The following is a 25,381-nucleotide window of genomic DNA, read 5'->3' as shown; positions in this document are numbered from 1 at the left end:
CTCAGCCAACAAACGCTGTTCGACATGACCCTTTGGAACATGTCGAACAGCGGAAGAAGTGAACATGTCGAACAGCAGATTAGCCTTTTTCACGATATTTTAATCCCTTCTTAATAAGCCTTTAGCAGAAGAATCTTAACTTCGCTAAATTTTATAAACCTATGAAAACTATTATAACTTCACTGGCACTGGCGGTATGTGCATTTCAATCCACTGCTCAGACGATTTTAGAAGTACCCGGGCGTGATATGACCGCCAAAATTGATGTCAATGGTTTTTCGGTATTACCATCGGGTCGATTTGTTAAACCTGCTGGAAAAACACTTCGGATCAATAGCGATCCTTTTGGAATGGTGATTAGTCCTGATGGAAAATGGGCCGTCACCCTACACAATGGGGCTTTTACCCGCATTGACCTAGAAAAACAAATCAGTAAACGTTTTCCTCCATATGGCACGCCTTCCAAGCTTTCACCCTATGGAAAAAGTACCTATTTGGGTGTTGTCTTTTCTCCCAATAGTGAATTAATCTATTTGAGTGGGGGGGATTCAGGGAATGTGTTGGTAGTGGAATTGTCTTCAGGTAAAGTACTAAAGACCTTTAGTCTCAATGGAATTTTCAAAGGTTATGATTTCGATGATAGCTTTACCTCGGATTTGGTTTTATTGCCAGAAAAAAATGAATTATTAATCCTAGATCGTGCCAATTTCAGAATGGTGCGCATGAAAGCAGATACAGGTGAAATAGTGGGTGTGGTGCCTACTGGTCGACAGCCTTTTGGTATTTCTCTAAGCCCAGATCATCATTATGCCTTTGTGGCCAATGTGGGTATGTATGCTTATCCTCTAGTAGAAGGAACAAATTTGGCGAATTTACAGAAACAATACATCCCATGGCATCCTTATCCCAATGATTCCAAAGAGTCTAGAGAGGGAACGGAAATCATGGGTAAAAAGATTCCTGGGGTAGGAGATCCTCGATCAGACGAAGCCATGAGTATTTTTCAGATTGATTTGTCGACGAATCAAATTACCAAAAAATATAAACCAGGTTTTCAATTGGGTGAAATGGTGGAGGAGATGGAAGTAGTAGGAGGGGCAAGTCCCAATTCCCTTGCCGTTAGCTCAAAATTTGCTTATGTGAGCAATGCCACCAACGATAATATCGCGGTCTTGGATTATGCGACCCGACAAATCAAAGCGCATATTCCCATCAAATTGACTCCAGTTTTAGATAAGAGAAGAGGTTATTTGCCTTTTGGTTTATGCCTGAGTAAAGACGAAAAGACCTTGTATGTTACGCTTTTGGGTTTAAATGCGGTAGCAGTGATTGATGTTCCTAGTCAAAAAACTAAAGGTTTTATCCCTACTGGCTGGGGACCGACCCGTGTTCGATTGTCTACCGATGAGAAAACGCTTTATGTGACGACTTGTCGTGGCTATGGTGCCGGCCCTAATGGTGGAAAAGACTTTAAAGCTCCCGAGCAAGGGTCCTATGTAGGTGATATACAATTAGGTACGTTCCAAACCATCGACATGCCCAATGAGGCACAATTGGCTGTTTATACCCAAGAAGTTAAGAATAATACCTACCAAGAGTTTTCAGCAAAAGGTAGAGGAAATAAAATCCTATCCTTAGATCCCAAGAAACAAGGCAATTCTCCCATTAAGCACATCGTTTACATAACCAAGGAAAACCGTACCTACGATGAGATTTTTGGTCAATTTAAAGGGGCAAATGGCGATTCGACCATTGCAAGATATGGCCTAAACCAGACTGTGGTATTGCCGGATTCTTTTAAAACAACATTTCATAACGTCAATGTGATGCCAAATCACTCGCTTTTGGCCAAGCGATTTGCCATGAGTGATAATTTTTATTGCGACAGTGATGCATCCATTCATGGTCACCACTGGATGGTGGGAGTGATTCCCAATGAATGGGTGGAAGCAAATTCTAGTGTTAGTAAAACGGCTAAAATATTCTCCAAAGCGCCTGGAAGAAGACATCCAGGAACTACAGGAAGCATTGATCCAGAGGATTATGCCGAAGTAGGTGGGCTTTGGGAAGCTTTAGAAAGAAAGAAAATTTCATTTTATAATTTCGGTGAGGCTAATGAAACCGCTCATACTCGAGAAGAATGGTTTGATACCTTAACAGGTGCAGGCCATGTGGTGATGGTACCCATGCAAAAAGCACTTTGGAAAAACACGAGCCATAATTATGCAGGCTTTAATATGGATATTCCAGATATGTTTCGTGCAGAACAATTTGAAACGGAGTTTACCAAGATGTGGTTAAAGGGTAAACAAAAAATGCCTTCGGTCGTAACAATTCAGCTTCCCAATGACCATGGCTCAGACCCAAGGCCTGAAGATGGTTATGTGAGTAATCATTCCTTTATGGCTGATAATGATTTGGCCTTGGCTCGTATGATTAGTTTCTTGTCGACCACGCCTTATTGGAAAAACATGTTGGTGGTGGTAACAGAAGATGACCCACAAGGAGGAGTGGACCACGTAGATGCGCATCGTAGTGTTTTAATGATGGCTGGCCCTTATGTGAAACGAAATTATGTTTCCCATAAACATGCCAATTTTGGTTCATTATTGCGTTTGATTTATACCAATTTTGGGGTACCCAGCGTGAACCATTACGATCAAACTGCTACACTTTTGGATGATTTCTTTACCGATAAACCTGATTTTAGTCCAGTGGGTTTTGTTTTTCCAGACCGTCGAATTTTTCAACCGGAAGTAACGATGAAAAAATACCATAAGGACATTGATTGGAAAAAAATCAAAAAAAGGGTAGAGATGGACAATGTGGAAGAAATGCGTAAAGACCATTACAAAAGCCTAGGAGACAAGTAGACTTTTTCGCAGGATTTTGGATTTTTGTCGCAAATTTTTTGACAAGCTGAACGATTTTTTGATTTCTTAATTGATTTTGTCCTAATAAATGGTAGTTTCGATTTCTATAATTAACCCATTAAAAAATATTATTATGAAAAAATTACTTTTAGCTATTGCTCTTTTGTCATGTGGAGTATCTGCTCAAGCTCAAAAATGGAATGTAGATAAATCCCATTCCAAGTTAGGATTTAGTGTTGTTCACTTATCAATTTCAGATGTTGAGGGAGCATTTAAAATTACTGAAGCGACTATGGTTTCAGCTAAAGATGATTTTACGGATGCTAAATTTACCATTTCGGCTGATGTAAATACTGTTTTCACGGACAATGAGCGTCGTGATACTCACTTAAAAAGTCCGGATTTTTTCGATGCGGTTAAATTCCCAACTTTAACTTTCGCTAGTAAGGCCATCAGCAAGGTAGCTGATCGTAAATATAAATTAACGGGTGATTTAACTATGCACGGAGTTACTAAGCCGGTAACTTTGGATTTAACGTTAAACGGAACTACTACTAACCGTCAAGGTAAAAAAGTAGCTGGATTTAAAGCATCTGGATCCATCAATCGTACAGCATGGGGTGTTGGTACTATGCCAGCAGCTATGGTGGGTGAAGAAATTGAATTACGCGCTAGTGGCGAGTTTATTCAAGAGTAATTATTATTCCTCGTTCTAATAGAAAGGCGACCCTAGGTCGCCTTTTTTATTATCTCTTATTTTTTAATTCGGATGGCCCACAATAAGGCAAAACAGATAGCGCCATTTAATATCAATTTGGCGAATCCAAATCCCCCAAATAAAGCTTGAGATTGCCATTCCAACAAGAAGGTGATGATAGGAGAGGCCACACAAATGATGGGCACCCATTTGTCTTTTACCTGGGTTTTGGTAAATAATCCAAAAGAAAACAGACCTAGTAAGGGGCCGTAGGTGTAACCTGCCAAATTAAATACGGCGGAGATTAATTCTTGGTTATTGAAAATGTGGAATAAGCCAATCACCACAAAGAAGAGAGCTGAAAAACCTAAGTGGACATAATGTTTAATTTTATGTCTTTTTTGCTCTTGAAACTTCTCTATCCGCAAGAAATCAATACAAAAAGAAGTAGTTAAAGCCGTTAATGCTGAATCTGAACTGGCATAGGAGGCGGCAATAATTCCTAATAAAAAAGTAACGGCAGCTAAAGTGCCAAAGTGCCCATTTAAGGCCAGCATAGGATATAAATTATCTGTTTGCGCAGGAATGGCTATGTTTTTGCTTTGGGCATAAATGTATAATAATGCGCCAAGGGAAAGGAATAACAGGTTGATCAAGAGAAGTACCCAGTAAAACCAAAACATGTTTTTTTGAGCTTCACCAATGGATTTACAAGTCAGGTTTTTTTGCATCAAATCTTGGTCTAGACCAGTCATCACGATGGCAATAAAAACACCCGCTAGAAAATCCTTTCCAAAGAAATGGGTGTTCTTCCAATCCCATTCAAACATGTGGGAATACTTACTGTCAGAGATGGTATGAACCATATCCATGAATCCCATGTTCATTTGTTGGCCTACCAAAAAGATGGTAATAAACAAGGCAATAAGTAAAAATAAGGTTTGTAGGGTGTCCGTCCAGATGATGGTTTTCACTCCTCCTCGGTGGGTGTACAACCAAATTAATAGGATAGAAATAAATACCGTTAAGCCAAAAGGCACCCCAATAGGAGCGAAGATGGCAATTTGTAAGACATTGACGGCTAAATATAAACGGGCTGCCGAACCAATGGTTCTAGATAAAAGGAAAAAGGCTGAACCGGTTTTATAGGACCAAAAGCCAAATCGACTTTCTAAATAACCATAAATGGAAATGAGGTTGAGTCGGTAATACAAGGGCATGAGAACCAGGGCTATGGTCAAATAGCCTAAGGAATGCCCTAAGATTAATTGGTAATAGGTAAAAGATGTTTTACCTACTGCTCCTGGTACTGAGATAAAAGTTAATCCCGAAATGGAAGTGCCAATCATTCCAAAGGCGACTAGCCACCAAGGAGATTGCCTATTGGCCGTAAAAAATGCGTGTGTATCTGCACCTTTGGAAGTAATGTAGGATATGATTAAAAGTAGGCCAAAATAGATGGCAAGAATTCCTCCGGCTAAAGTTACAGACATAGGTGTTTCAAAGGATTTTTTTTAAATTTGCTAAGAGGTCGTTTTTTAAAATCGTATCAAAAATATGGAATTCTCGGAAGATAACATTTCTCGTTTTCGTATTTCTTTTCAAAACCAAGAAAAGCATCAAGAAGATGTCGAGGTGGCCTTTGATGAAGAAGTGATAGCTTCGCATCAATTGGTGGTCTATAATGATGAGGTTAATTCCTTTGATTATGTCATCATTACCTTGATGGAAGTATGTGAGCATAGCCCTGAACAAGCTGAACAGTGTACACTACAAATTCATTTTAGAGGTAAATGTGGCGTTAAATCGGGTGGTTTTGATGAATTAGTTAGCATGCGGAATGAAATATGCCGACGAGGTATCTCGGCGGAAATTGAGTCTTATCAATAGCTTATGGCCATGAATAATTACCCTTCTCGGATCATTGAACAAGCGGTAGAAGAAATATCGAAATTGCCGGGTATAGGGAAAAAGTCAGCCTTACGTCTGGCACTGCACTTATTAAAAAGGCCAGAAACGCAATCTTTGCAATTAGCTCATGCTTTAGTTCAATTACGTACCGAAACACAGTTTTGTCCGCAGTGTCACATGATTTCCGATGGGGGATTGTGTGGAATATGCAATAGTCACAAACGTGAGGAGAATTTGATTTGTGTGGTGGAAGATATGCGTGATGTATTGGCAATCGAAAACACAGGGCAATTTGTGGGTCTATATCATGTTTTAGGTGGTATTATTTCTCCTTTAGCTGGTATTTCGCCCAGTGATTTACAAATTGATTCACTCATACAGCGAGTTAGTACGGGGAAGGTAAATGAAGTCATTTTAGGACTTAGTCCTACCATGGAAGGAGATACCACGGCATTTTACCTGACTAAAAAATTAAAGGAATTTCCTATTAAAATATCCACCATTGCCCGCGGTATTCCGATTGGCGGTGATTTGGAATATACCGATGAAATTACCCTTGGGCGAAGTATCGTCGGCCGAGTAGTCTATGAATAAACCATTTTCCACGCTCATGAAAAGATCACAATTTTTGCAGAAAACAGCCGGGCTTTTAGGCGCGAGTATCGTTTTACCTCGTTTTAGCGCTTCGGCAAAAAGCACTATTGAAACAGCCCCATTTAGCTTACCAGCACTCGCTTATTCTTTTGATGCTTTGGAGCCTCATATCGACAAGTTAACCATGGAAATTCACCACGATCGTCATCACAAGGCCTATGTAGATAATTTAAATAAAGCCATTGCAGGAACGGCTGCAGCTTCTTTATCGCTAGAGGCCATGATGGGACAAATGAGTCAATTACCTATTGCCGTGCGTAATAATGGAGGAGGACACTGGAACCATAGTTTTTTCTGGAAATTGATAGGGCCAGCTAATGCATCTAAACAAAGTGCTGATTTATTGGCACAAATTCAAAAAGATTTAGGTGGCTTGGATAATTTTAAGGCTGAATTTGCGAAAGCTGCCACCGGTCGCTTTGGTTCTGGTTGGGCTTGGTTAATCTGGAAAGACGGAAAATTAGTTATCAGTTCTACCCCCAATCAAGATAATCCACTCATGGATGTGGCGGAGGTAAAAGGAACCCCCATATTGGCTTTAGATGTTTGGGAGCACGCTTATTATTTGAAATACCAAAATAAAAGAGCTGATTATATTTCTGCTTTTTGGAATGTAGTCAATTGGGATTTTGTATCTCAACAATTTTCATCCATTAAAAAATAAATCATGTTATTAGAAGAAATACCTTCCTTGGATTTGAATGAATTTAATTCTGGCGATCCTGTTAGAAAAGCCAAATTTGTTCAAGATTTAGGTAATGCCTTTAATACCATTGGCTTTGTCGCGGTGAAAGGGCATGGACTGTCAGATGATTTTACAAAAAAATTGTATCAAGAAGTTGAGCAGTTTTTCCAATCACCTGATTCATTAAAACAGGCCTATGAGGTTCCAGGTATCGCTGGTCAACGTGGTTACGTAGGTAAAGGGAAAGAGACAGCCAAGGGTTTTAAAGTTCCTGATTTGAAGGAATTTTATCATGTTGGTCAAAAGCATCAAGAAGATGGAGATTCAGTTTGGAGTGAATATCCGGCCAATGTGTTTCCAAAGGAATATCCTGATTTTGAAACGTATACTGTTGGTGCCTACCAAACCCTAGAAAATGCTGGAAAATCGCTTTTACGCGCGATTGCCTTATATTTAGAATTGCCAGAGGATTATTTTGAGGACAAGGTGAAAAATGGGAATTCTATTTTACGCGCCATCCATTATTTCCCAATTGCCAATCCAGATGCTTTACCTGAAGGGGCAGTGCGTGCTGCTGCTCATGGAGATATTAACCTGATTACCTTATTAATGGGTGCTTCTGCCGAAGGATTAGAGGTTTTACGCATGGATGGTAAATGGATACCTATCACCGCTTTACCAGATCAAGTCGTGGTAAATGTGGGCGATATGCTTGATCGATTAACCAATCACCATTTAAAATCAACGATTCACCGGGTGGTGAATCCTCCTAGAGAAAAAATGGGGACTTCTCGTTATTCCATTCCATTCTTCATGCATCCTAGGTCCGAAATGGATTTAACCTGCTTGGAATCCTGTGTTTCAGCTGATAATCCCAAAATGTATACCGATATGAGTGCAGGAGAGTTTTTAACCGAGCGCTTGATTGAATTAGGATTGAAAAAATAAGCCCATGTGGAGAAAGCCCAAACATGTCGAATTCCTTTGGGATGTGTTAGTGTTGGCTATGACTTCATTTGGTGGCGTTCAAGTGCATATAGCCCTTTTTCTTAAAAAATTAGTTCAGGAAAAGGGCTATCTAACTGAGGATGAATTGTTTGAAATTCAGGCCTTATGTTCTTTCTTACCAGGCCCAACTTCCACGCAAATGATAACCGCTATCGGGTATAAACGTGGTGGTGCCAATATGGCTTACGCCACTTTAATCGCCTGGATAAGTCCTGCCGTTTTTGTAATGACCTTGGCTGCCTTTGGAATGACTTATCTCAGAAATAGGGATATCATTCAGTTTGTTACTCCGGTGGGTATTGGTTTAATCCTGCAAGCTGGCTGGATTATGGCTAAGAAATTCCTTCGGGCTCCCATGTACATTTTCATATTCTTATTTACTGTGTTGATTGGTTTGTATTTTCAAAGCCCCTTTATATTTCCACTTTTATTGCTGATGGGAGGTTTGATTTCATCCTTAAATTTCAAAGAATTTCCTCGGCAGAATAAGCACAAAATGATTATCCCTTGGGCCAATTTTCATTTATTCTGGGGATTTTTGGTCTTTTTGGCCGTTTTAGGTCATTTTACGGATTATTACCCCATCCGTATTTTTGAGAATTTTTACCGAAATGGTAGTCTAGTATTTGGGGGAGGGCAAGTATTAGTACCTGTTTTATTTACCGAATTTGTGGAATTTAAGCAACTCATTCGGGAAGATGATTTCTTAACAGGAATGACCTTGTCTCAGACTCTTCCTGGTCCTGTATTTGCCCTGACTTCTTATCTGGGTGTATTATTGATGAAAGATTATGGCATTTTGGGAGAACTTGCCGGAAGCGTGATTGGGGCTTTAGGAATATTTTTACCGGGGACCTTCCTTATCTTTTTTGTGTACCGAATTTGGGGACAATTAAAGCAATATCGCTTTATTAGAGCCTCTTTACCAGGAATCCAATCTGTTTCGGTTGGATTAACCATCGTGGCGGTTTATACTTTCATTCACCCGATGGTTGTACAAGCGAACCTGATTGGATTCGGTATTGTGATTGTGACGTTTTTGGTTGCTCAAATGACGAAGCTTCCTCCCATCGCCTTATTTGTGATTGCTTTAGTAGCAGGAATTATCGTTTCCTAACGCAATAAATTCAATAAATACTGGCCATAGCCACTCTTTACCAAAGGTTTAGCAATGGCTTCTAATTGTTTAGCATCAATAAAACCCATGCGGTAAGCTACTTCTTCAATGCATCCGATTTTCATTCCTTGACGCTCTTCGATAACCTGAACAAATTGCCCCGCCTGCATTAAGGAGGCAAAAGTTCCTGTATCTAACCAAGCTGTACCTCGGTTTAAAATGCCTACTTTTAACTTTCCTCGCTTCAAATATTCTTTATTGACATCGGTGATTTCATATTCACCTCTAGGAGATGGAGCTATGTTTTTAGCTATTTCAACTACCTCATTATCATAAAAATATAAACCAGGAACCGCGTAATTTGATTTCGGTTGACTTGGTTTTTCTTCAATAGATAAAACATTATTATCTGCATCGAATTCTACAACACCATAACGTTCTGGATCATTGACAGAATAGGCATAAACCACACCACCATCAGGGTCATTGTTGGCTTGAAGTAGTTTACTCAATCCAGATCCATAAAAAATATTATCTCCAAGAACCAAGGCCACTTTATCTTTTCCAATAAACTTCTCTCCAATGACGAAGGCCTGTGCCAGTCCATTGGGTTCTGGTTGAACAGCATATTCAAAATGACATCCAATTTGTGAACCATCACCCAATAATTTCTCAAAATGAGGTAAATCATGAGGCGTGGAGATAATTAAAATTTCACGTATCCCTGATAACATCAAAATGGATAAAGGATAATAGATCATTGGTTTGTCGTAAACAGGCATTAATTGCTTACTTACTGCTAAAGTCAATGGATGAAGGCGAGTTCCTGAACCGCCTGCTAGAATAATTCCTTTCATTTTATCTTCCTTGATACATGTTTTGATAATATTGCTGGTAGGCTCCAGAAGTTACATCTTTCAGCCATTTCTCATTGTTTAGGTACCAATCTACGGTTTTCTCTAAACCTTCGGCAAATTGCAATGAGGGCTCCCAACCCAGTTCATTCATAATTTTGTGTGCATCTATCGCGTAACGTAAATCATGTCCAGCACGGTCGGTCACATAGGTGATTAGTTGCTTGGATGTTCCTTCTGCTCGTCCAAGTTTACTATCCATAATTTGGCATAATAAATGAACTAAATCAATATTCTTCCATTCATTGAATCCTCCAATATTGTAGGTTTCACCTATTTTACCTTGGTGAAAAACGGTATCAATTGCTCGCGCATGATCTACTACGTAAAGCCAATCCCGCACATTTTCCCCTTTTCCATAAACCGGTAATGGTTTGTTATTGAGGATATTGTGAATCATTAAAGGAATTAGTTTCTCTGGAAAATGATTGGGGCCATAATTGTTGGAACAGTTCGTGATAACTGTTGGCAAGCCATACGTCTCATGAAAGGCCCTTACAAAGTGGTCAGAAGAAGCCTTGGAAGCGGAATAAGGGGAGCGAGGGTCATAGGGAGTAGTTTCTAAGAAGAATTCCTCCGGATTGTGTAATTCACCATAAACCTCATCAGTGGAAATATGGTAAAAACGCTTTCCCTCAAACTGATTGGCCCAATGTTTTTTAGCAGCTTGTAATAAATTCACAGTTCCAATGACATTGGTTTTCACAAAAGCCAAAGGATCTGAAATGGAGCGATCTACATGCGATTCAGCTGCTAAATGTAAAACACCATCAAACTGATGTTCAGCAAATAAAGCATCTATATGGTCGGCATCGGTGATGTCAGCTTTGATGAAATGGTAATTAGGCAAATGAGCGATATCCTCGTTATTGGCTAAATTACCTGCGTATGTTAAGGCATCTAGGTTGTAGATTTGGTAATCTGGGTATTTTTGAACGAACAAACGAACCACATGTGAACCAATGAATCCGGCACCCCCGGTAATGACTATTTTTTTCATAAAATTATGATTTAAGAAGCTGTTCTTGCCATCTCCAAGAATCTAGTAAGGCTTCTTCTAAACTTTTTTTTGTTGACCAATGTAAAATCTCTTTGGATTTATCCGTAGCAGCATAAACGGCCGTAATATCTCCAGAACGACGAGGTTTTATTTCATAAGGCACTTTTCTTCCGGTGGTTTTTTCGAAGGCTTGAATGACATCTAACACAGAGCTGCCTTTGCCAGTACCTATATTAAAAAAGTCATAATATGTGGATTTTGGCTGGTCTAATAAGTAACTCAATGCTTTAACATGGGCTTCAGCCAAATCACAAACATGAATGTAATCCCTAATGGCAGTACCATCAGCTGTTGGATAATCATTTCCAAATACTTGTAATGGACCTCTCAGTCCTGCCACCGACTGCATCAGGAAAGGCACTAAATTGGCTGGTGGTCCCAAGGGTAATTCGCCAATTAAGGCACTTTCATGGGCTCCAATCGGATTGAAATAACGTAAGGATATAGCTTTTAGATGAGCATCTTTGGCTTGAACACTATCTCGAATAATCTCTTCGCAAATCTGCTTGGAATTTCCATAAGGAGATACAGCTGGCTGCACTGGTGCTGACTCGGTTACAGGTAGGCTTTCAGGCTGGCCATAAACCGTACAAGAAGAGGAAAAAACGAGGTTTTTTACCCCGTATTCATTCATTTTTTCTAATAATAGGACTGTAGCAGCCACATTATTTCGATAGTATTTCAATGGGTTTTCTACCGATTCTCCTACGGCTTTTGCTGCTGCAAAATGAATGACGCCATCGATGGAGTATTGTTGGAATAATTGATCGTATACTGCCGCATCATTCACATCGCCTTCTAGATAAATTACCTCATCCTGGGTGATGGTCTTTAATCGATCAATCACATCTACTGAGGAATTGGCAAAATTATCGACAATAATAGGAGTGAAGCCATTTTCTTTTAGGACCACATAGGTATGAGAGCCTATGAAACCTGCTCCTCCAGTTATTAAAATATTCATATATTGAAATGGTGCTTCAATGAGCTAGCAAATTTAGGCTTATATTCTCTTGAAAAAAAATTTATGCAGTCAACATTTATTGTAAGGGCTTACCATGTAAGAGGTTTGTAATTCAACACTTAGTACTTATTTTTGATTTAAATTACAACCCATATGAAGGAACCAGCTATCAAAGCCATGATTCAATTGCTCGACGACAGTGATTCTGAGGTCGTACAATTGGTTGAGCAACAGATTCGAACCTTGGGACCCTCCATCATACCTGTTTTGGAATCTGAGTGGGAGCAATTAAGTTTAAATCCTTTTCTTCAGGAGAAAATTGAGAATCTGATTCATGATTTTCAATTGGAATCCATGCGAAATCGCTTAATGCATTGGAAGGAAGCAGGAGGGATGGACTTAATGGAGGGAATGTGGATTGTAGCTACCTATCGTTTTCCGGATTATTCTTACTCCCAATTGAAAACAGATTTGGACCAACTTTACTATGAAGTTTGGCCTCAAATAAGGGAGAATTTGCATCCTATGGATCAAATCAAAGTTTTAAACGGTGTTATTTTTGATCAATTGAAATTTGGGGCAAATACCAAAAACTTTCATGCCGCCAATAATTCCTATATCAATGTCGTGTTGGAGAGTAGAAAGGGAAACCCTATTAGCCTTTGTGTTATTTACATGTGGATTGCCCAGCGACTAGGATTCCCGGTTTATGGGGTTAATTTGCCTAATTTGTTTGTTTTGACTTACAAACAAAAAGGAGTTCAGTTCTATATCAATGTTTTCAATAAAGGATTAATTTTCAATCGAGTGGATATTGATAATTATTTAGCTCAATTGAATTTAGCTCCGAATGAGATTTACTACAATCCTTGTTCTAATCTAGAAATTATTCGTCGGGTGCTTAGAAACTTAATCATGGCTTATGACAAGGCAGGGGATGAGGAACATAAAAATGAGTTAAACCAAATCATTGAATCCTTGGATTAATGTCGAATGGCTAGGCTGATCCAAAAATCAGGGAATTCTTCTTGCCATAGCTGAAAGTCATAACGCGCTTCCGCTAAGTGGATGTATCCTTTTTGAAGTGGAAATTCTAAATCAAAACTAATTTCTTTTCTGAAATCAAGCCCAGCTTGATGCTGAGCCTTGTACATGGCTTCTTTGACTGTCCATGCCGCCACTTGTTTTGATGCATCATTTTTAGACCAATCCAGTTCTTCCATGGAAAGAAATCTAGGTGCAATTTTTAGTATTTTTCTAGCTTTTTTTTCCAGATCCAGGCCAATGTTTTTTTGGTGACTGATGGCCGCAGCAACATAAGGAAATGAGTGGCTGAGGCTAATTTGCCAATCTGAATGATTTAAATAGGGCCTATTAGTTGTTGATTTGACCAACAAGACATCTTGACCAATTTGTTCTTGCACTAATTGCCACAAGCAATAACGGGCTGCCAATGATTCGATTTTTTTTGTTTCATGGGATTGTTCTGGAGGGAGTGTTGTTTTCCATGAATCAGGTATTTGATCAAAAAAGTTTTCATTCTCCTTAATTTCCCAAATTAACCAAGAAGTTCCTGGTAAGCTTAATTCAAGATTGGGGAAAATTTGAGGCATAGTTGAGCGTATTTGCTGGTAAAATTACCATTTTTGTATTCAAAAGTCGACATCATGCAAATTGAGCGGATAGATACCTTTTCTGGGCATCGAGGACCGATTTATTCTTTAGCTTCTGGGGAACAGGCCCATGAGTTTTATTCAGCAGGTTCTGACGGATGGGTGGTACAATGGAATTTACAGAAACCAGATGTTGGTAAGGTAGTAGCTCAAATCAACGGATCTGTTTATGCCATGAAGCAAGACCAACAAGGGGTTTTATGGGTTGGTCAAAATTTTGAAGGTATTCATGGAATTCAATTATCGAATCAAGATAGAATTTTTTCTATTGCCCTAGGGCCAAATTCCATCTTTGATATCTTGTTTAATCAAAAGCAGGTCTGGGTAGCCCATCAAGATGGTTTGATTACTGTCCTTGATTTTGATTCCAAACAAATCATCAAACACATCAAGGCCAGCGATAAAAGTGTCAGAACCCTACGATTATTGCCAAATGGGCGTATCGCCGCGGCATACAGTGATGGTTTTATCCGAATATTTAATTCCAAATTTGATATGGAATTGGCTTGGAAAGCCCATGAGGGTAGTGTTTTTGGTTTACAATATTGGGAAAATGAAGAGGTTCTATTGTCGGTAGGTAAAGATGCTCGAATTAAAAAATGGAAATTGAAGACTATTGAAACGGCTAATTTTCAAGCAGATAGCGAAGTAATTGCTCACATGTATTCCATCCACGATTTGGTTTTTCATCCACAGCAGCCATTGTTTGCCAGTGCCAGCATGGATAAAACCATTAAGATTTGGGATGCACGTGACTTAACCTTACTGAAAGTGATTGATGCTGCTCGCTACGGAGGGCATAAAAATTCGGTTAATAAATTAATATGGACTCCATTTGAAGATCAGTTGGTCTCTGCTTCAGATGATAAAAATATCTCCGTTTGGAAGATTCATTAATCTTTTTTTCTATTTTAGCAGATTATGGAGCATACATACGAACTACCCGAGGCATCTTTTTCTAAATCCTTTCGTGGATACGATGTTTCTGATGTACATGATTATTTATCGCGCATCGAGGAGTACCACCAGTCTATTCAACAAAGTCGAGATCGTTTAGAGTCTAGAATCGTGGAACTAGAGAAAGAGCTCAATCGTTTGCGAGAAGCTGAATCTTCCATGTTGAAAGCCGTTCAAATGGCTGAGGAAGCTCAATTGAACTGGAAAATCAAGGCGGAGAAAGATGCTGCTCATGCTCATCAACAAGCTCAAAAGGAGTCAAAGCTTCTGATTGAGCAGGCTGAGAAAGAGGCAGCCAAAATCAAATTATTGGCAGAAGGAGAATCGAAGCAGATTTTATTGCAAACCAATCAGACAATTAAAGAACAGGAACGTGTTTTACGAGGTCTTCAAGAGGCTCAGAAAGAAGTAGCTGAGCAGTTGATGGGAATCTCACAAAAGACTTTGCAACAAATAAAGACCTGGTCGGTATCCAACGATGCGCTCGTTCAAACCAATGACCTTACGGAGAAGTTTCAAGAGCGAACAAGTAAACCAAGCCCAGCTAAATCTTCAAGCCCTTCGAAGCTCACCAAAAAGCCTAAAAAAGTAATTCCACAAGCTAAGCCAAAAGCGAAAGTCGGACGGCCCAAATCAAGCCCTTCAGCGACCGTAGATAAAATTCCAGCTAAGCGCGGTAGAAAACCTTTGGCTGACAAGGCCAGTCAGACTGTGCAACCGACTAAGAAAACGACAGTAAAAAAAGCGGCGCTAACTAAGAAAAAAGTAGTAGATCCTTCGAATTTAAGTCCAGATGATAGTTTGCCTACCTTAAATAAGGTGTTAGAGGCTTATGCCAAATCTTCTGGACCACAGGGTAAAATTGGAGAAATTAACTAATATGGATTTTTACCAAGTAGCTTGGCATGGTTTACGTTTTTATGCCTATCATGGCTATTTTCCTGAAGAAAGAATTTTGGGTAATTGGTATGAATTAGATATAACATTGAGCATCCTGGCACAGGATACATTAAAGGATAATTTAAATCTTACGATAGACTACGGTCAGGTTTATCAGATTTGCCAATCTACCATGAAAGAGCCTGTGGATTTATTGGAAACTATTGTAGAAAAACTAGCCAAGGCCTTGGTTCATCGCTGGCCGCACCTAAAAGGGATTGAAATAAGTCTTAAAAAATTGAATCCCCCATTGGGTTTAAGTCAGGGTAATTCAGCTATTCATTGGAATAAAACATTTGAATAGTCACTTGGTTTTAGCACTATAGAAACAAAACGTTAAAAGGAATGGGTCATCAAGTAACGATCAAAGATATTGCCAAGCAGTTGAATGTCTCTGTGGCGACCGTTTCTCGCGCACTTCGTGATTTACCTGACATTCATCCTGATACCAAGAAATTAGTCTTGGATTTAGCAAAAGAATGGGACTATCAGCCAAATCTATTGGCTACAAGTTTAGTTAAAAGTAAAACAAAGACCTTGGGTATTATTGTGCCTGATTTGGGCTATTACTTCTTTTCAACAGTGATTAAGCACATTGAGGAAGCGGCCATTAAAGCGGGCTACAGTTTGTTGATTACCCAAACTCAGGAGTCTTATGAACGGGAATTAACCAATATCCAAAACTTATCGAGAGGTCAAGTGGATGGTATCATCATATCACTTTCTCGGGAGACGAGTAACTTTGAACATCTAACGCGCTTACAAAGACGCGGAATACCATTGGTGTTTTTTGACCGTAATTGTGAAGATATTCAAGCTTCCAAGGTGATGGTAGATAATGAGCAATCTGCCTATGAAGCTGTCAAACATTTGATTGAAAATGGCTGTAAACGGATTGCTTTTTTAGCGGGCCCAAAGAATGTATCAGTTAGTAATCAACGTCGATTAGGATATATACATGCCTTGGAAGAGGCAGGATTATCGGTTGACCCAAGCTTAATTCTTCATTCAGATTATTACCAAGATACGGCAAGGTCCCAAACCCATTTATTGATGCAGTCCGACAACCGTCCTGATGGTATTTTGGTCGTTTCCGACCGTTTGGCTATCGGTGTTTTGACCGCATTGAAAGAACTTAAAATTCGAGTGCCTGAGGATGTTAAAATGGTAAGTTTTAATAACGAACCTATATGTCAGGTGATTTCTCCAACTATTACCTCGGTTTCTCAACCCTTGGATGAAATTGGTAGAATTTCAGTGGAATTACTTTTGGCGCAAATTGAACAAAAAACAGGAGAATCTATTCCTAAAGTAGAAGTTTTGAAGACGAATTTGGTTGTCAGAGAGTCTTCAACAAAACGGAACTAATGATTTAGTTTCAGGGTAAATCTTTTTCCTTGGTATTGATACTCCAAAATATACTGTCCATTGGGTATACCATCCAGGATATGCTCATCTACTAGGCCTGCTTTTTGAATGGATTTCCAAGGTCTGCCAAGCAGGTCGTAAATTTCTAATGAATCAAAAGGTTGTGCAATTAATTCTTCCCATTTCGTGGTTCCTAGGGGAGGGTTTACCGTAATATCAAATTGATCTTGCAAACACTTTTGAGTATCAGTTACAGTGTATGTTACTGATTTTAAAGGCCTTAGGTTGATTTTTTGTGATTTATCTCCGGTAGACCAATTGTAGGAATTAGTAGGAGCAGGCCAGGAAGCTTTCAGTTCAATGGCATCATAAGCATTTATGGTTTGCTTGGTGACTTTATTCACTTCCTTGAAAAGGGTAAACTGATCTAAAATAGCACCATCTTCATCAATGAATTTGGCATCTAAGCGATTGTTTTCGATGTCAATGGCCATGGATCCTCCTCGTTTATCTAATGAATACTCCATAACGGGATGGGGCCAGTTGAAGCGATGTGCAGCAGTTTGCCCACCACAGCCATTGACAACATAGGTAGTCCCTTTTTTATTTGGGTCGGAGTGATTGATGACATAAGCACAGGATTTGTCAGAACCATCATATCTCCCTGAGGAATTAAATGACCAATTCTTTTCAGGCGAAAACTCGCTAGATAGGCCATATTGACCTTTCAGGGGCCTTGATCTTTCGTATACATGGCTATGGCCTGACATGACTAAATCTACCCCGTATTCGTCAAATACCCGAGTTAAATAATCCCGTAACTTGATGATTTCACCGCTGACATCAGAGTCATAGGTACCTTTGGTGTATAAGGGAAAATGAAAATAAACTACTTTCCAGTCTTGTTTTGTGGCTTTTAGGTCTTCTTTTAGCCAATTAAGTTGAATGTTATTCACTTGATCGAAAATGCGAAAATTATCTTTGCCCCAGGCATAAGAATCTAAGCATACAAAATGGACATTGCCAAAGTCATAAGAATAATAAGCCTCTGATGAAGAGGGTATACCCCCAAGTTCTCCTTTACTTGGTAAAGTGAAATTTTGATAATATGCCATTTTAGGCTCATCTTGTTGATATGGGAATGCTTGGTTGTCGTAGTCATGATTCCCCACGGAAGGGAATAGGGCACTTTGTCTTAACAATCGACCTGCGTGGTAGGGGGTGAAAAACTCATCTTGCCAACAAGCGTCACTTCCTCCGCAATAAACATTATCGCCTAAACTTAGAAAAATATGGGTATAGTTGTTCTTTTGGTAGTTCAAATAAGCATTATATACCTTCTTTTGAGTTTCTCCTGCGGCCATATCGCCCACTGAAAAAATGGAAATCTTTTCTTTGGAGCCAACAGTAGGAGCGGTTTTGAAAAAGTACGTGGAATCCCCCAAGATTTCTTTCTCTCCTAAATGAACTCGGTAAAAATATTTCGTGCTTGGCTGCAGGGAGTTTAGAGATAGACTATGTTCGGTTTGTGCCGAACTACTTTTTACACTAGGATTAAACGTTTTTCCGTCTGTACTTAAACTGATCTCAGAGATAATTGCCTGATCGGTTCGATAACGAATTAACACCCCATTGGACTGGACCATTTGAATGTAGGGAAATCGGGTGATTTTTTGAGCCTTTGCCCCAGGTGAATGACTAAGAATCAATAAACAGGCGATGAGTCCTATGAAGGAAAAAGCTGAGGTGATTGATTTTCTTAGGTCCATATTTTTTGAAATCGAGTAAAGATAAACAAAAGCCTAAATTTTTTATTTCACAATGGCTCAATTACTCATGAAAATTTAAAGAGCTTAGGATAGTTGATCCGATAGGTAATGACATTCCAATGTATTTTTTATATTTTATGTTAATATAGAATTCAAAAAAATATACTAAAAGGATAAAATTGGTTGATTGAAATTTTGATTTTCAACAGCTTGTACATTTACTTCAAAAGGGTAGGGGATAAATAATGGAAATGCCATGCTCATTTTCAGGGGTTTAGCTTATTTTGGCAGGTCTAGAAATTAAGTTAATAAAGGTCACATACGATTTACAAGTATAACATTTGAGCCATATTGTGTGTGAAAAAGAGGGCCTATTTTTTAGTCTTGAAATGCAATTATTTAATGCTTGAAAAATTGTCAATTTATTGTGATTTATCTTGGAAAAATTGGCATAATTAATGATATTTGTAGCTATTGGAAATCTCTGTAAATCAAACATTTTTTTGTGTTGAAAACGGAAGGTAGTTCAACGCATCAAACCATAATTTATGTCAGTATCAACAAATATTATCCCAATCAACATCGAAGATGAAATGAGAGGGGCGTACATTGATTATTCAATGTCAGTAATTGTGTCTAGAGCATTACCCGATGTTCGAGATGGATTGAAACCGGTTCATCGGAGGGTATTGTTTGGAATGGAGGAGTTGGGTGTTAGTTATAATAAATCATATAAGAAATCAGCGCGTATTGTCGGGGAGGTTTTAGGAAAGTATCACCCGCATGGTGATTCATCCGTGTATGATACGATGGTACGTATGGCTCAGGATTGGTCTTTGCGTTATCCATTAGTAGATGGCCAAGGTAACTTTGGTTCGGTGGATGGAGATTCACCCGCTGCTATGCGTTATACTGAGGCGAGATTGAAGCGTATTGCCGATGAGATGTTGTCGGATTTAAACAAAGAAACCGTTGATTTTCAGCCAAATTTTGACGATTCATTGGAAGAGCCAACGGTTTTACCGGCTAAGATTCCTAATTTATTGTTAAATGGTACTTCGGGTATTGCGGTGGGTATGGCTACCAACATGGCGCCTCATAATTTATCTGAGGTTGTGGATGGAATTTCGGCCTACATTGATAACCGAGATATTACCATCATGGAGTTGATGCAGTATATAAAAGCACCAGATTTCCCTACAGGCGGTACTATTTATGGCGTTCAAGGTATTAAAAATGCTTTTGAAACGGGCCGTGGACGTATTGTTGTGCGAGGAAATGCCACATTTGATACCTCCAAAACGGGTAAGGAGCAAATCATTGTTTCGGAGATTCCTTACATGGTGAATAAGGCTTCATTAATTAAGCAATGTGCTGACTTAGTGAATGATAAAAAGATTGAGGGTATTTCAGAGATTCGTGATGAATCTGACCGTCAAGGAATGCGTATAGTATTTGATTTAAAGCGTGATGCCGTAGCTAACGTTGTTTTAAATAATCTATACAAGCACACCGCTCTTCAATCATCGTTCAGTGTGAACAATGTTGCTTTGGTGAAAGGTCGCCCGATGATGCTTAACTTGAAGGATTTAATACATCATTTTGTTGAGCACAGAAACGAAATCATTGTTCGTCGTACGAAATACGATTTACGTGAAGCACGTAAAAGAGCCCATATTTTAGAAGGATTTATTATTGCTCTGGATAATCTTGATGCGGTAATTAAATTAATTCGTGAGTCAAAAGATCCCAATTCAGCTCAAGAGGGCTTAATGGCGACTTTTAACTTATCTGAACTGCAGTCGAAAGCCATTTTGGAGATGCGTTTACAGCGTCTTACAGGTATGGAGCGTGAGAAAATCATGAACGAATATGCAGAAATCATGAAGTTAATTGAGGATTTGGAAGACATTTTGGCAAGACCTGAACGTCAATTACAAATTATCAAGGATGAATTAACCGAAATGAAAACCCGTTATGGTGATGAGCGTAGAACGCAAATCAACATGACCGATGATGAATTCTCGGTAGAAGATATGATTGCAGATGAGGAAATGTTAATTACCGTTTCTGCACAAGGTTATATTAAGCGTACACCAATCACGGAATATCGTGCACAGACCAGAGGGGGAGTAGGTTCCCGTGCGGTAGCTACAAAAGACGACGATTATACTGAGCATTTATTTACCGCAACCATGCACAATTGGTTGTTATTCTTTACGGAAAGAGGTAAATGCTTCTGGTTAAGGGTTTATGCTGTTCCTGAGGGTTCAAAAGTATCCAAAGGTAGACCAATTCAAAACTTGATGAATATTGAGAACGGTGATAGTATTCGTGCCGTGATTAATGTGAAATCGATTACTGATCCGGATTACATCGACAATAACTTCATTGTGATGTGTACGGAAGATGGTACGATTAAGAAAACAAGTTTGGAAGCCTATTCTCGTCCACGTCAAAATGGTATTATTGCCATAACGATTCGTGAAGGGGATAGATTATTGGATGTAGCTTTAACCAATGGTAATAATCAGATTGTGATTGCAACCAATACAGGTCGTTCTGTTCGTTTTGAAGAGACGCGTGTTCGTCCTATGGGTCGTTCAGCCGCTGGAGTTAAAGGTATTTGGATAGACGAAGATATTCCTACAGAAAAAGTGGTTGGAATGGTTTGTGTTTCTGATCCTGAGGTCCAACAATTGTTAGTTGTTTCTGAAAAAGGATTTGGTAAGCGTTCAGAGGTAGAAGATTACCGATTGACTAATCGTGGAGGAAAAGGCGTTAAGGCATTGAATATCACGGAAAAGACAGGTAATTTAGTTGCGATCAAAGAAGTTAATGACAATAATGATTTGATGATCATTACCAAAGCGGGTATTCTAATTCGTACAAGTGTAGCTGAGTTACGAGTAATGGGCAGAAATACCCAGGGAGTTAAATTGATTCGTTTAAAGAATGAGTCAGATGAGATTTCGTCTGTAACTAAAATCGACAAAGAGCCGGAAATTGAAGAGGCGGAAGTGGTAGAAGGAGTGGCTACGGTTGTGGAAGATACTATCATCACGGATTCTCCTGAAAGCGGAAATGAAGCTGAAGGTTTAGGAGCAGAAGATGAAACTTTAACTGAAGAATAATAATTTTATCGGCCCGAGGTGAAAATCGGGCTTTTTTTTAATTTAATCAATCACATGAAAAAACTAGTTTTAACCCTGTTTACTGTGGCTATGGCCATGGGCTCGACCTTCGCTCAAGCGGATAAGGCTTTGGTAGAGGCTCAGAAAAAATCAATCTTAGAATCTGTAAAGAAATCAGATGAAGAGGTAAAAAAAGCGCCTACGAAGGCCAAATCATGGTTAAATAGAGCTTTAGCTTATGTTGACTTAGCCTCTTTTCCTGATTCGACATTTGCATTAACGGATGCTGATGCTGCATTTAAGGCCATTGAGTACATCAATGAAGCGGTAAAATTGGATACCAAAGAAGGTAAAAAAGGCTCTGTGGCAAAAGATGCAGAGAAATTGTTTGAAGAAAAGAAGATTTACAGTGCTTTGATGAACATGGGCGTTATCAAGTATCAAGGAAAAGATTATAAAAGTTCTTTGAAATACATGTCCAAAGCTTCTGAATTGACTCCAAAGGATACAACTTCAGCGATGTACACAGGTGTGGTAGCTCAATTGTCTCAGAATGATGATGTTGCTCAAACAGCTTATGAGCGTTACATGTCAATAGGAGGGAAGGACGTAGCCATCATTTATGGTTTATCTCAAATTTATAAAACGAAGAAGCAGGAAGATAAGGCATTGGCTTTGTTAGATCAAGGTATTGCCCTATATCCAGCTAGCAAGGATTTAAAAAATGAGAAATTCAATATGTTGATTTCTTTCAATCGCATTGATCAGGCTATCGATCAATTGAAGAAGACTATTGCAGCTGATCCTAAAGATGCTATGTCTTTATTGAACATTGGTTTATTGTATGAGAACAAAATCAATGGTTTGAGTGATGATGCTCGTAAAATTTCTGAAAAGGCTGTTAAAGTTGACGAAGCTAAGCGTAAAATTGCTGCTCAAAAAGAGCAAGTAGCAGCCTTCACGGAGGAGATTACGCGTAATAAAGCTAAATTAAAAACAGCACAGCCAAAGCAAAAAGCAGCTATTACGGCTCAAATAAACCAATTAGACGGAACCGTTAAAGAGCAAAATGGTAAATTAGAGGAATTGAAAGGGGAGTTGGCAAAGGCAGAAGCAGAAGTAGGGGATGCCGCTCAAAACACGGCTAAATTGGCAGATTTAAATTCTAAAATAGATGCATTAAAATCTGAAGTTCCAGGTTTCTACACCAAAGCTTTGGCTATTGATGCAAATTACTATGATGCCTTGTATCAAATGGGAGCTTTCCGTTACAATGAGGCTGCTGAAATCAAGAAGAAAGTAAATGCGATGGATATGGAAACATATAAGAAAGAAGGTAAAAATGTAGAAGCTCAAATTTCAGCTAAATACAATGAAGCATTACCATTCTTTGAAAAAGCATATGCTACTAAAAAAGATGAGGATTTAAAGGAAATCTTAAAGCAAGTTTACCGCGAACTTAAGTTGGAAAGTAAATTGGCTGAGTTGAAATAGTCTATTACCACCAGCCTGGATTTAAATCCAGGCTGGTGTACAAATAATGTTCAAAATTACCAATAAAAAGGCCTAATCGTTAGATTGGGCCTTTTTTATTAGGCTTCAGTTAAGGATTTATGCCCTGGATATCAGCCCTGGATTTAAATCCAGGGCTGATAATGAAATTATGATGAAAAACGCCTCTGATCCATTGATTTACGCCATGGATTTACGCCCTGGATTTAAATCCAGGGCTGGGAATGAAATTATGGTGAAAACGCCTGATCCATTGATTTATGTCATGGATTTACGCCCTGGACTTAAATCCAGGGCTGGGAAATGAAATTATGGTGAAAAACGCGTGATCCATGGATTAAAATCTAGGGCTGGGAATGGAATTATGCTGACAACGCCTCATCGATGGATTAAAATCCAATTCCGGTATACAAATTGTGGTGAAAAATACTTGAGCCATGGATACCAGCCCTGGATTTAAATCCAGGGCTGGTAATGAAATTATGGTGAAAAACGCCTGATCCATTGATTTATACCATGGGATTTACGCCCTGGATTTAAATCCAGGGCTGGTAATGAAATTATGGTGACAACGCGTGATCCATGGATTAAAATCCAATTCCGGTATACAAATTGTGGTGAAAAATGCTTGAGCCATGGATACGAGCCCTGGATTTTAATCCAGGGCTGTTAAAATAATATATATTCAATAATGGAACATCTATTTAACATAATATAAATTATATAACAAATTGATTTGGTTATTTATATCTGTATTTCATCCTGATAATTATGGTTTCGTCTGTGGCAAAGACATCGTAAATTCAGTCCATTCATTGGGATTAGATTGAACTTGAATAGTTCCATTGTGTAAATGAATGATGCGTTCTACCAAAGATAGCCCAATTCCATATCCTTTAGATGAGGCTGTATTTTCGCCTCTGAAAAATGGTTGGAAAATAAATGGTAAATCAGATTTAGGAATTCCTTTTCCTTCGTTTTTAACGCGGATATTGATGGTATGATGGTAAACTCTTAATCCCACAAAAGCACAGTGCTTAGGACTAAATTTACAGGCATTTTCCATTAAATTTTTAATGGCTGTTAATATCAGCTTTTCATCACCACGTATCATAAGTTCTTCCTCATCATCTGGCATGAATGATGTATCAATACTTACTTTATAGTGACTATTTAGCTTTTGTGTTAAGCTTCTAGCTTCCCAAATTATTTCATCAATTCGAATTAATTGGAAACCTGCTTGGTAATCAGAAACACTAATTTTGTTTAATTCTAATAAAGATTCTGTAATGGCGGCTAACTCCTGGGAATCCTCTAAAACAGATGCTATGGTTTCTTTATAATCTTCCGCGGCTCTTTCTTTCAACAAACTCACTTCCAATTGAGAAGAAATCTTCGTTAATGGATTTTTAAGTTCATGGGAAACATTGGCTATAAAGGTTTTTTGCAATTTAAAGGCATTCTCAATGCGTTCTAATAAGCGATTGATCGTTGATACCATCTTCCCTATTTCATCCTCAGAATCAGAGGATTCCAGCCTTTCTTCAAGGCGTTTGGGTGAAAGGTGATCAACTTGTTTGATGACCTCTGAAATGGGATTTACTGCTCTGCCAGCAAAAAACCAACCAGATATCACGACAATAAATACAAATAGCAAAAATAGAGCTATTAGGATGTTTTTTAAGTCTTTGGCATTTTCCGCCGAATATTGATCTACAGCACCTGCAAAAACAACAATCCTTCCCTCAGGCGTAGCAAAAACCGTTCCCAAAATCTCAATATCCTCATGTGCAAATCGGACTTCCTTTTTGAGGCGAACTTCTTTAACTCGATTGACATCGATATGGAAAGAAATAGTGTCATTAGATCGATAAATGCGCTCATTGCAAGTATCATAGGCCATGATATTTTCCCTAAAAAGGATATCACGATTGGCTCGGTCAATGATACGCAATAGCTTGGAATCTACTTGATTTACATTGACCAATAATTCGGCAGCCGTATTGGCCTTTTGACGAAGTCGACTGTAAAAATTTTCTTTATAGTTCTGTTGGGAGAAAATATAGATAATCAGATAGGATACGAATAAAATCGCCGACACCAAATAGGTAAACTGATATGTCAACCGGGAACGTATCTGCATATT

The 25,381-nt window shown here is 38.8% G+C and carries 22 protein-coding genes; 15 read left to right on the top strand and 7 right to left on the bottom strand.

What is annotated here, in order from left to right:
- Positions 1-161 precede the first annotated feature (161 nt).
- Positions 162-2,873 (top strand): bifunctional YncE family protein/alkaline phosphatase family protein, encoded by a 2,712-nt coding sequence (locus ACST15_RS02435; protein WP_459453055.1) that lies wholly within the window; start codon positions 162-164, stop codon positions 2,871-2,873.
- A 133-nt stretch (positions 2,874-3,006) separates the two neighbouring features.
- Positions 3,007-3,570 carry a YceI family protein gene (locus ACST15_RS02430; RefSeq protein WP_459453054.1) on the top strand — a complete coding sequence of 188 codons (564 nt, stop codon included), beginning with the start codon at positions 3,007-3,009 and terminating at the stop codon, positions 3,568-3,570.
- Between the two features lie 56 nt (positions 3,571-3,626).
- On the opposite strand, the gene ACST15_RS02425 is transcribed toward ACST15_RS02430, so the two are convergent.
- A complete protein-coding gene (locus ACST15_RS02425) occupies positions 3,627-5,063 on the bottom strand; it encodes a sodium:solute symporter (protein WP_223143753.1) in 1,437 nt (478 codons plus the stop codon).
- Between the two features lie 64 nt (positions 5,064-5,127).
- Here ACST15_RS02425 and ACST15_RS02420 point away from each other — a divergent pair, with 64 nt between their 5' ends.
- Genes ACST15_RS02420 through ACST15_RS02400 form a run of 5 tightly spaced genes read left to right on the top strand, consistent with a single transcriptional unit; the run spans position 5,128 to position 8,945 of the window.
- Positions 5,128-5,460, top strand: a complete 333-nt coding sequence (locus tag ACST15_RS02420; RefSeq protein ID WP_459453053.1) for an ATP-dependent Clp protease adaptor ClpS — start codon at positions 5,128-5,130, stop codon at positions 5,458-5,460.
- Between the two features lie 9 nt (positions 5,461-5,469).
- Positions 5,470-6,075, top strand: a complete 606-nt coding sequence (recR, locus tag ACST15_RS02415; protein WP_459453052.1) for a recombination mediator RecR — start codon at positions 5,470-5,472, stop codon at positions 6,073-6,075.
- 16 nt (positions 6,076-6,091) lie between these two features.
- Positions 6,092-6,799, top strand: a complete 708-nt coding sequence (locus tag ACST15_RS02410) for a superoxide dismutase (protein WP_459453051.1) — start codon at positions 6,092-6,094, stop codon at positions 6,797-6,799.
- Positions 6,800-6,802: 3 nt separating this feature from the next.
- Entirely contained in the window at positions 6,803-7,768 is a 966-nt protein-coding gene (locus ACST15_RS02405; protein WP_459453050.1) for an isopenicillin N synthase family dioxygenase, read from the top strand.
- Between the two features lie 4 nt (positions 7,769-7,772).
- On the top strand, positions 7,773-8,945 hold the full coding sequence (locus ACST15_RS02400; RefSeq protein ID WP_459453049.1) for a chromate transporter: 1,173 nt from the start codon (positions 7,773-7,775) through the stop codon (positions 8,943-8,945).
- Here the strand turns inward: ACST15_RS02400 and rfbA are convergent.
- From rfbA to galE, 3 genes are read right to left on the bottom strand one after another with little or no spacing between them, the layout of a single operon-like run.
- The gene (rfbA, locus tag ACST15_RS02395) at positions 8,942-9,802 is read right to left on the bottom strand and encodes a glucose-1-phosphate thymidylyltransferase RfbA (protein WP_459453048.1); all 861 of its coding nucleotides are present in this window, start codon (positions 9,800-9,802) and stop codon (positions 8,942-8,944) included. The genes ACST15_RS02400 and rfbA overlap by 4 nt on opposite strands.
- Before the next feature lies 1 nt (position 9,803).
- On the bottom strand, positions 9,804-10,859 hold the full coding sequence (rfbB, locus tag ACST15_RS02390; RefSeq protein WP_459453047.1) for a dTDP-glucose 4,6-dehydratase: 1,056 nt from the start codon (positions 10,857-10,859) through the stop codon (positions 9,804-9,806).
- A gap of 4 nt (positions 10,860-10,863) precedes the next feature.
- Positions 10,864-11,883 (bottom strand): UDP-glucose 4-epimerase GalE, encoded by a 1,020-nt coding sequence (gene galE / locus ACST15_RS02385; protein ID WP_459453046.1) that lies wholly within the window; start codon positions 11,881-11,883, stop codon positions 10,864-10,866.
- Positions 11,884-12,036: 153 nt separating this feature from the next.
- On the opposite strand from galE, the gene ACST15_RS02380 reads away from it, so the two are divergent.
- Complete coding sequence (locus ACST15_RS02380) at positions 12,037-12,870, top strand: transglutaminase-like domain-containing protein (RefSeq protein ID WP_459453045.1); 834 nt, start codon at positions 12,037-12,039, stop codon at positions 12,868-12,870.
- Here the strand turns inward: ACST15_RS02380 and ACST15_RS02375 are convergent.
- Entirely contained in the window at positions 12,867-13,496 is a 630-nt protein-coding gene (locus ACST15_RS02375) for a 4'-phosphopantetheinyl transferase superfamily protein (protein WP_459453044.1), read from the bottom strand. The genes ACST15_RS02380 and ACST15_RS02375 overlap by 4 nt on opposite strands.
- Positions 13,497-13,550: 54 nt before the next feature.
- On the opposite strand from ACST15_RS02375, the gene ACST15_RS02370 reads away from it, so the two are divergent.
- The 4 genes from ACST15_RS02370 to ACST15_RS02355 are packed head-to-tail and all read left to right on the top strand — an operon-like array spanning position 13,551 to position 16,820.
- Positions 13,551-14,453, top strand: coding sequence for a WD40 repeat domain-containing protein (locus ACST15_RS02370; protein ID WP_459453043.1), 903 nt, complete (start codon positions 13,551-13,553; stop codon positions 14,451-14,453).
- A gap of 24 nt (positions 14,454-14,477) precedes the next feature.
- Positions 14,478-15,392, top strand: coding sequence for a DivIVA domain-containing protein (locus ACST15_RS02365; RefSeq protein ID WP_459453042.1), 915 nt, complete (start codon positions 14,478-14,480; stop codon positions 15,390-15,392).
- A gap of 1 nt (position 15,393) precedes the next feature.
- Positions 15,394-15,756: a dihydroneopterin aldolase gene (locus ACST15_RS02360; protein WP_459453041.1), complete on the top strand. Its 363-nt coding sequence runs from the start codon at positions 15,394-15,396 to the stop codon at positions 15,754-15,756.
- Between the two features lie 41 nt (positions 15,757-15,797).
- A complete protein-coding gene (locus ACST15_RS02355; RefSeq protein WP_459453040.1) occupies positions 15,798-16,820 on the top strand; it encodes a LacI family DNA-binding transcriptional regulator in 1,023 nt (340 codons plus the stop codon).
- Here ACST15_RS02355 and ACST15_RS02350 read toward each other — a convergent pair.
- A complete protein-coding gene (locus ACST15_RS02350; RefSeq protein WP_459453039.1) occupies positions 16,817-18,589 on the bottom strand; it encodes a metallophosphoesterase in 1,773 nt (590 codons plus the stop codon). The genes ACST15_RS02355 and ACST15_RS02350 overlap by 4 nt on opposite strands.
- A gap of 548 nt (positions 18,590-19,137) precedes the next feature.
- Here ACST15_RS02350 and gyrA point away from each other — a divergent pair.
- From gyrA to ACST15_RS02335, 3 genes are all read left to right on the top strand, one after another.
- Positions 19,138-21,723, top strand: a complete 2,586-nt coding sequence (gene gyrA / locus ACST15_RS02345) for a DNA gyrase subunit A (protein ID WP_459453038.1) — start codon at positions 19,138-19,140, stop codon at positions 21,721-21,723.
- Between the two features lie 54 nt (positions 21,724-21,777).
- Positions 21,778-23,217, top strand: coding sequence for a tetratricopeptide repeat protein (locus ACST15_RS02340; protein WP_459453037.1), 1,440 nt, complete (start codon positions 21,778-21,780; stop codon positions 23,215-23,217).
- Between the two features lie 169 nt (positions 23,218-23,386).
- Entirely contained in the window at positions 23,387-23,542 is a 156-nt protein-coding gene (locus tag ACST15_RS02335; RefSeq protein WP_459453036.1) for a hypothetical protein, read from the top strand.
- A 462-nt stretch (positions 23,543-24,004) separates the two neighbouring features.
- Here ACST15_RS02335 and ACST15_RS02330 read toward each other — a convergent pair whose 3' ends face one another.
- On the bottom strand, positions 24,005-25,378 hold the full coding sequence (locus tag ACST15_RS02330; RefSeq protein WP_459453035.1) for a HAMP domain-containing sensor histidine kinase: 1,374 nt from the start codon (positions 25,376-25,378) through the stop codon (positions 24,005-24,007).
- Positions 25,379-25,381 lie beyond the last annotated feature (3 nt).

The organism is Aquirufa sp. Wall-65K1 (genome assembly GCF_054558475.1).
Note: the sequence above shows the minus strand (reverse complement) of the source record. Positions and strands in the feature narration are given on the sequence as shown.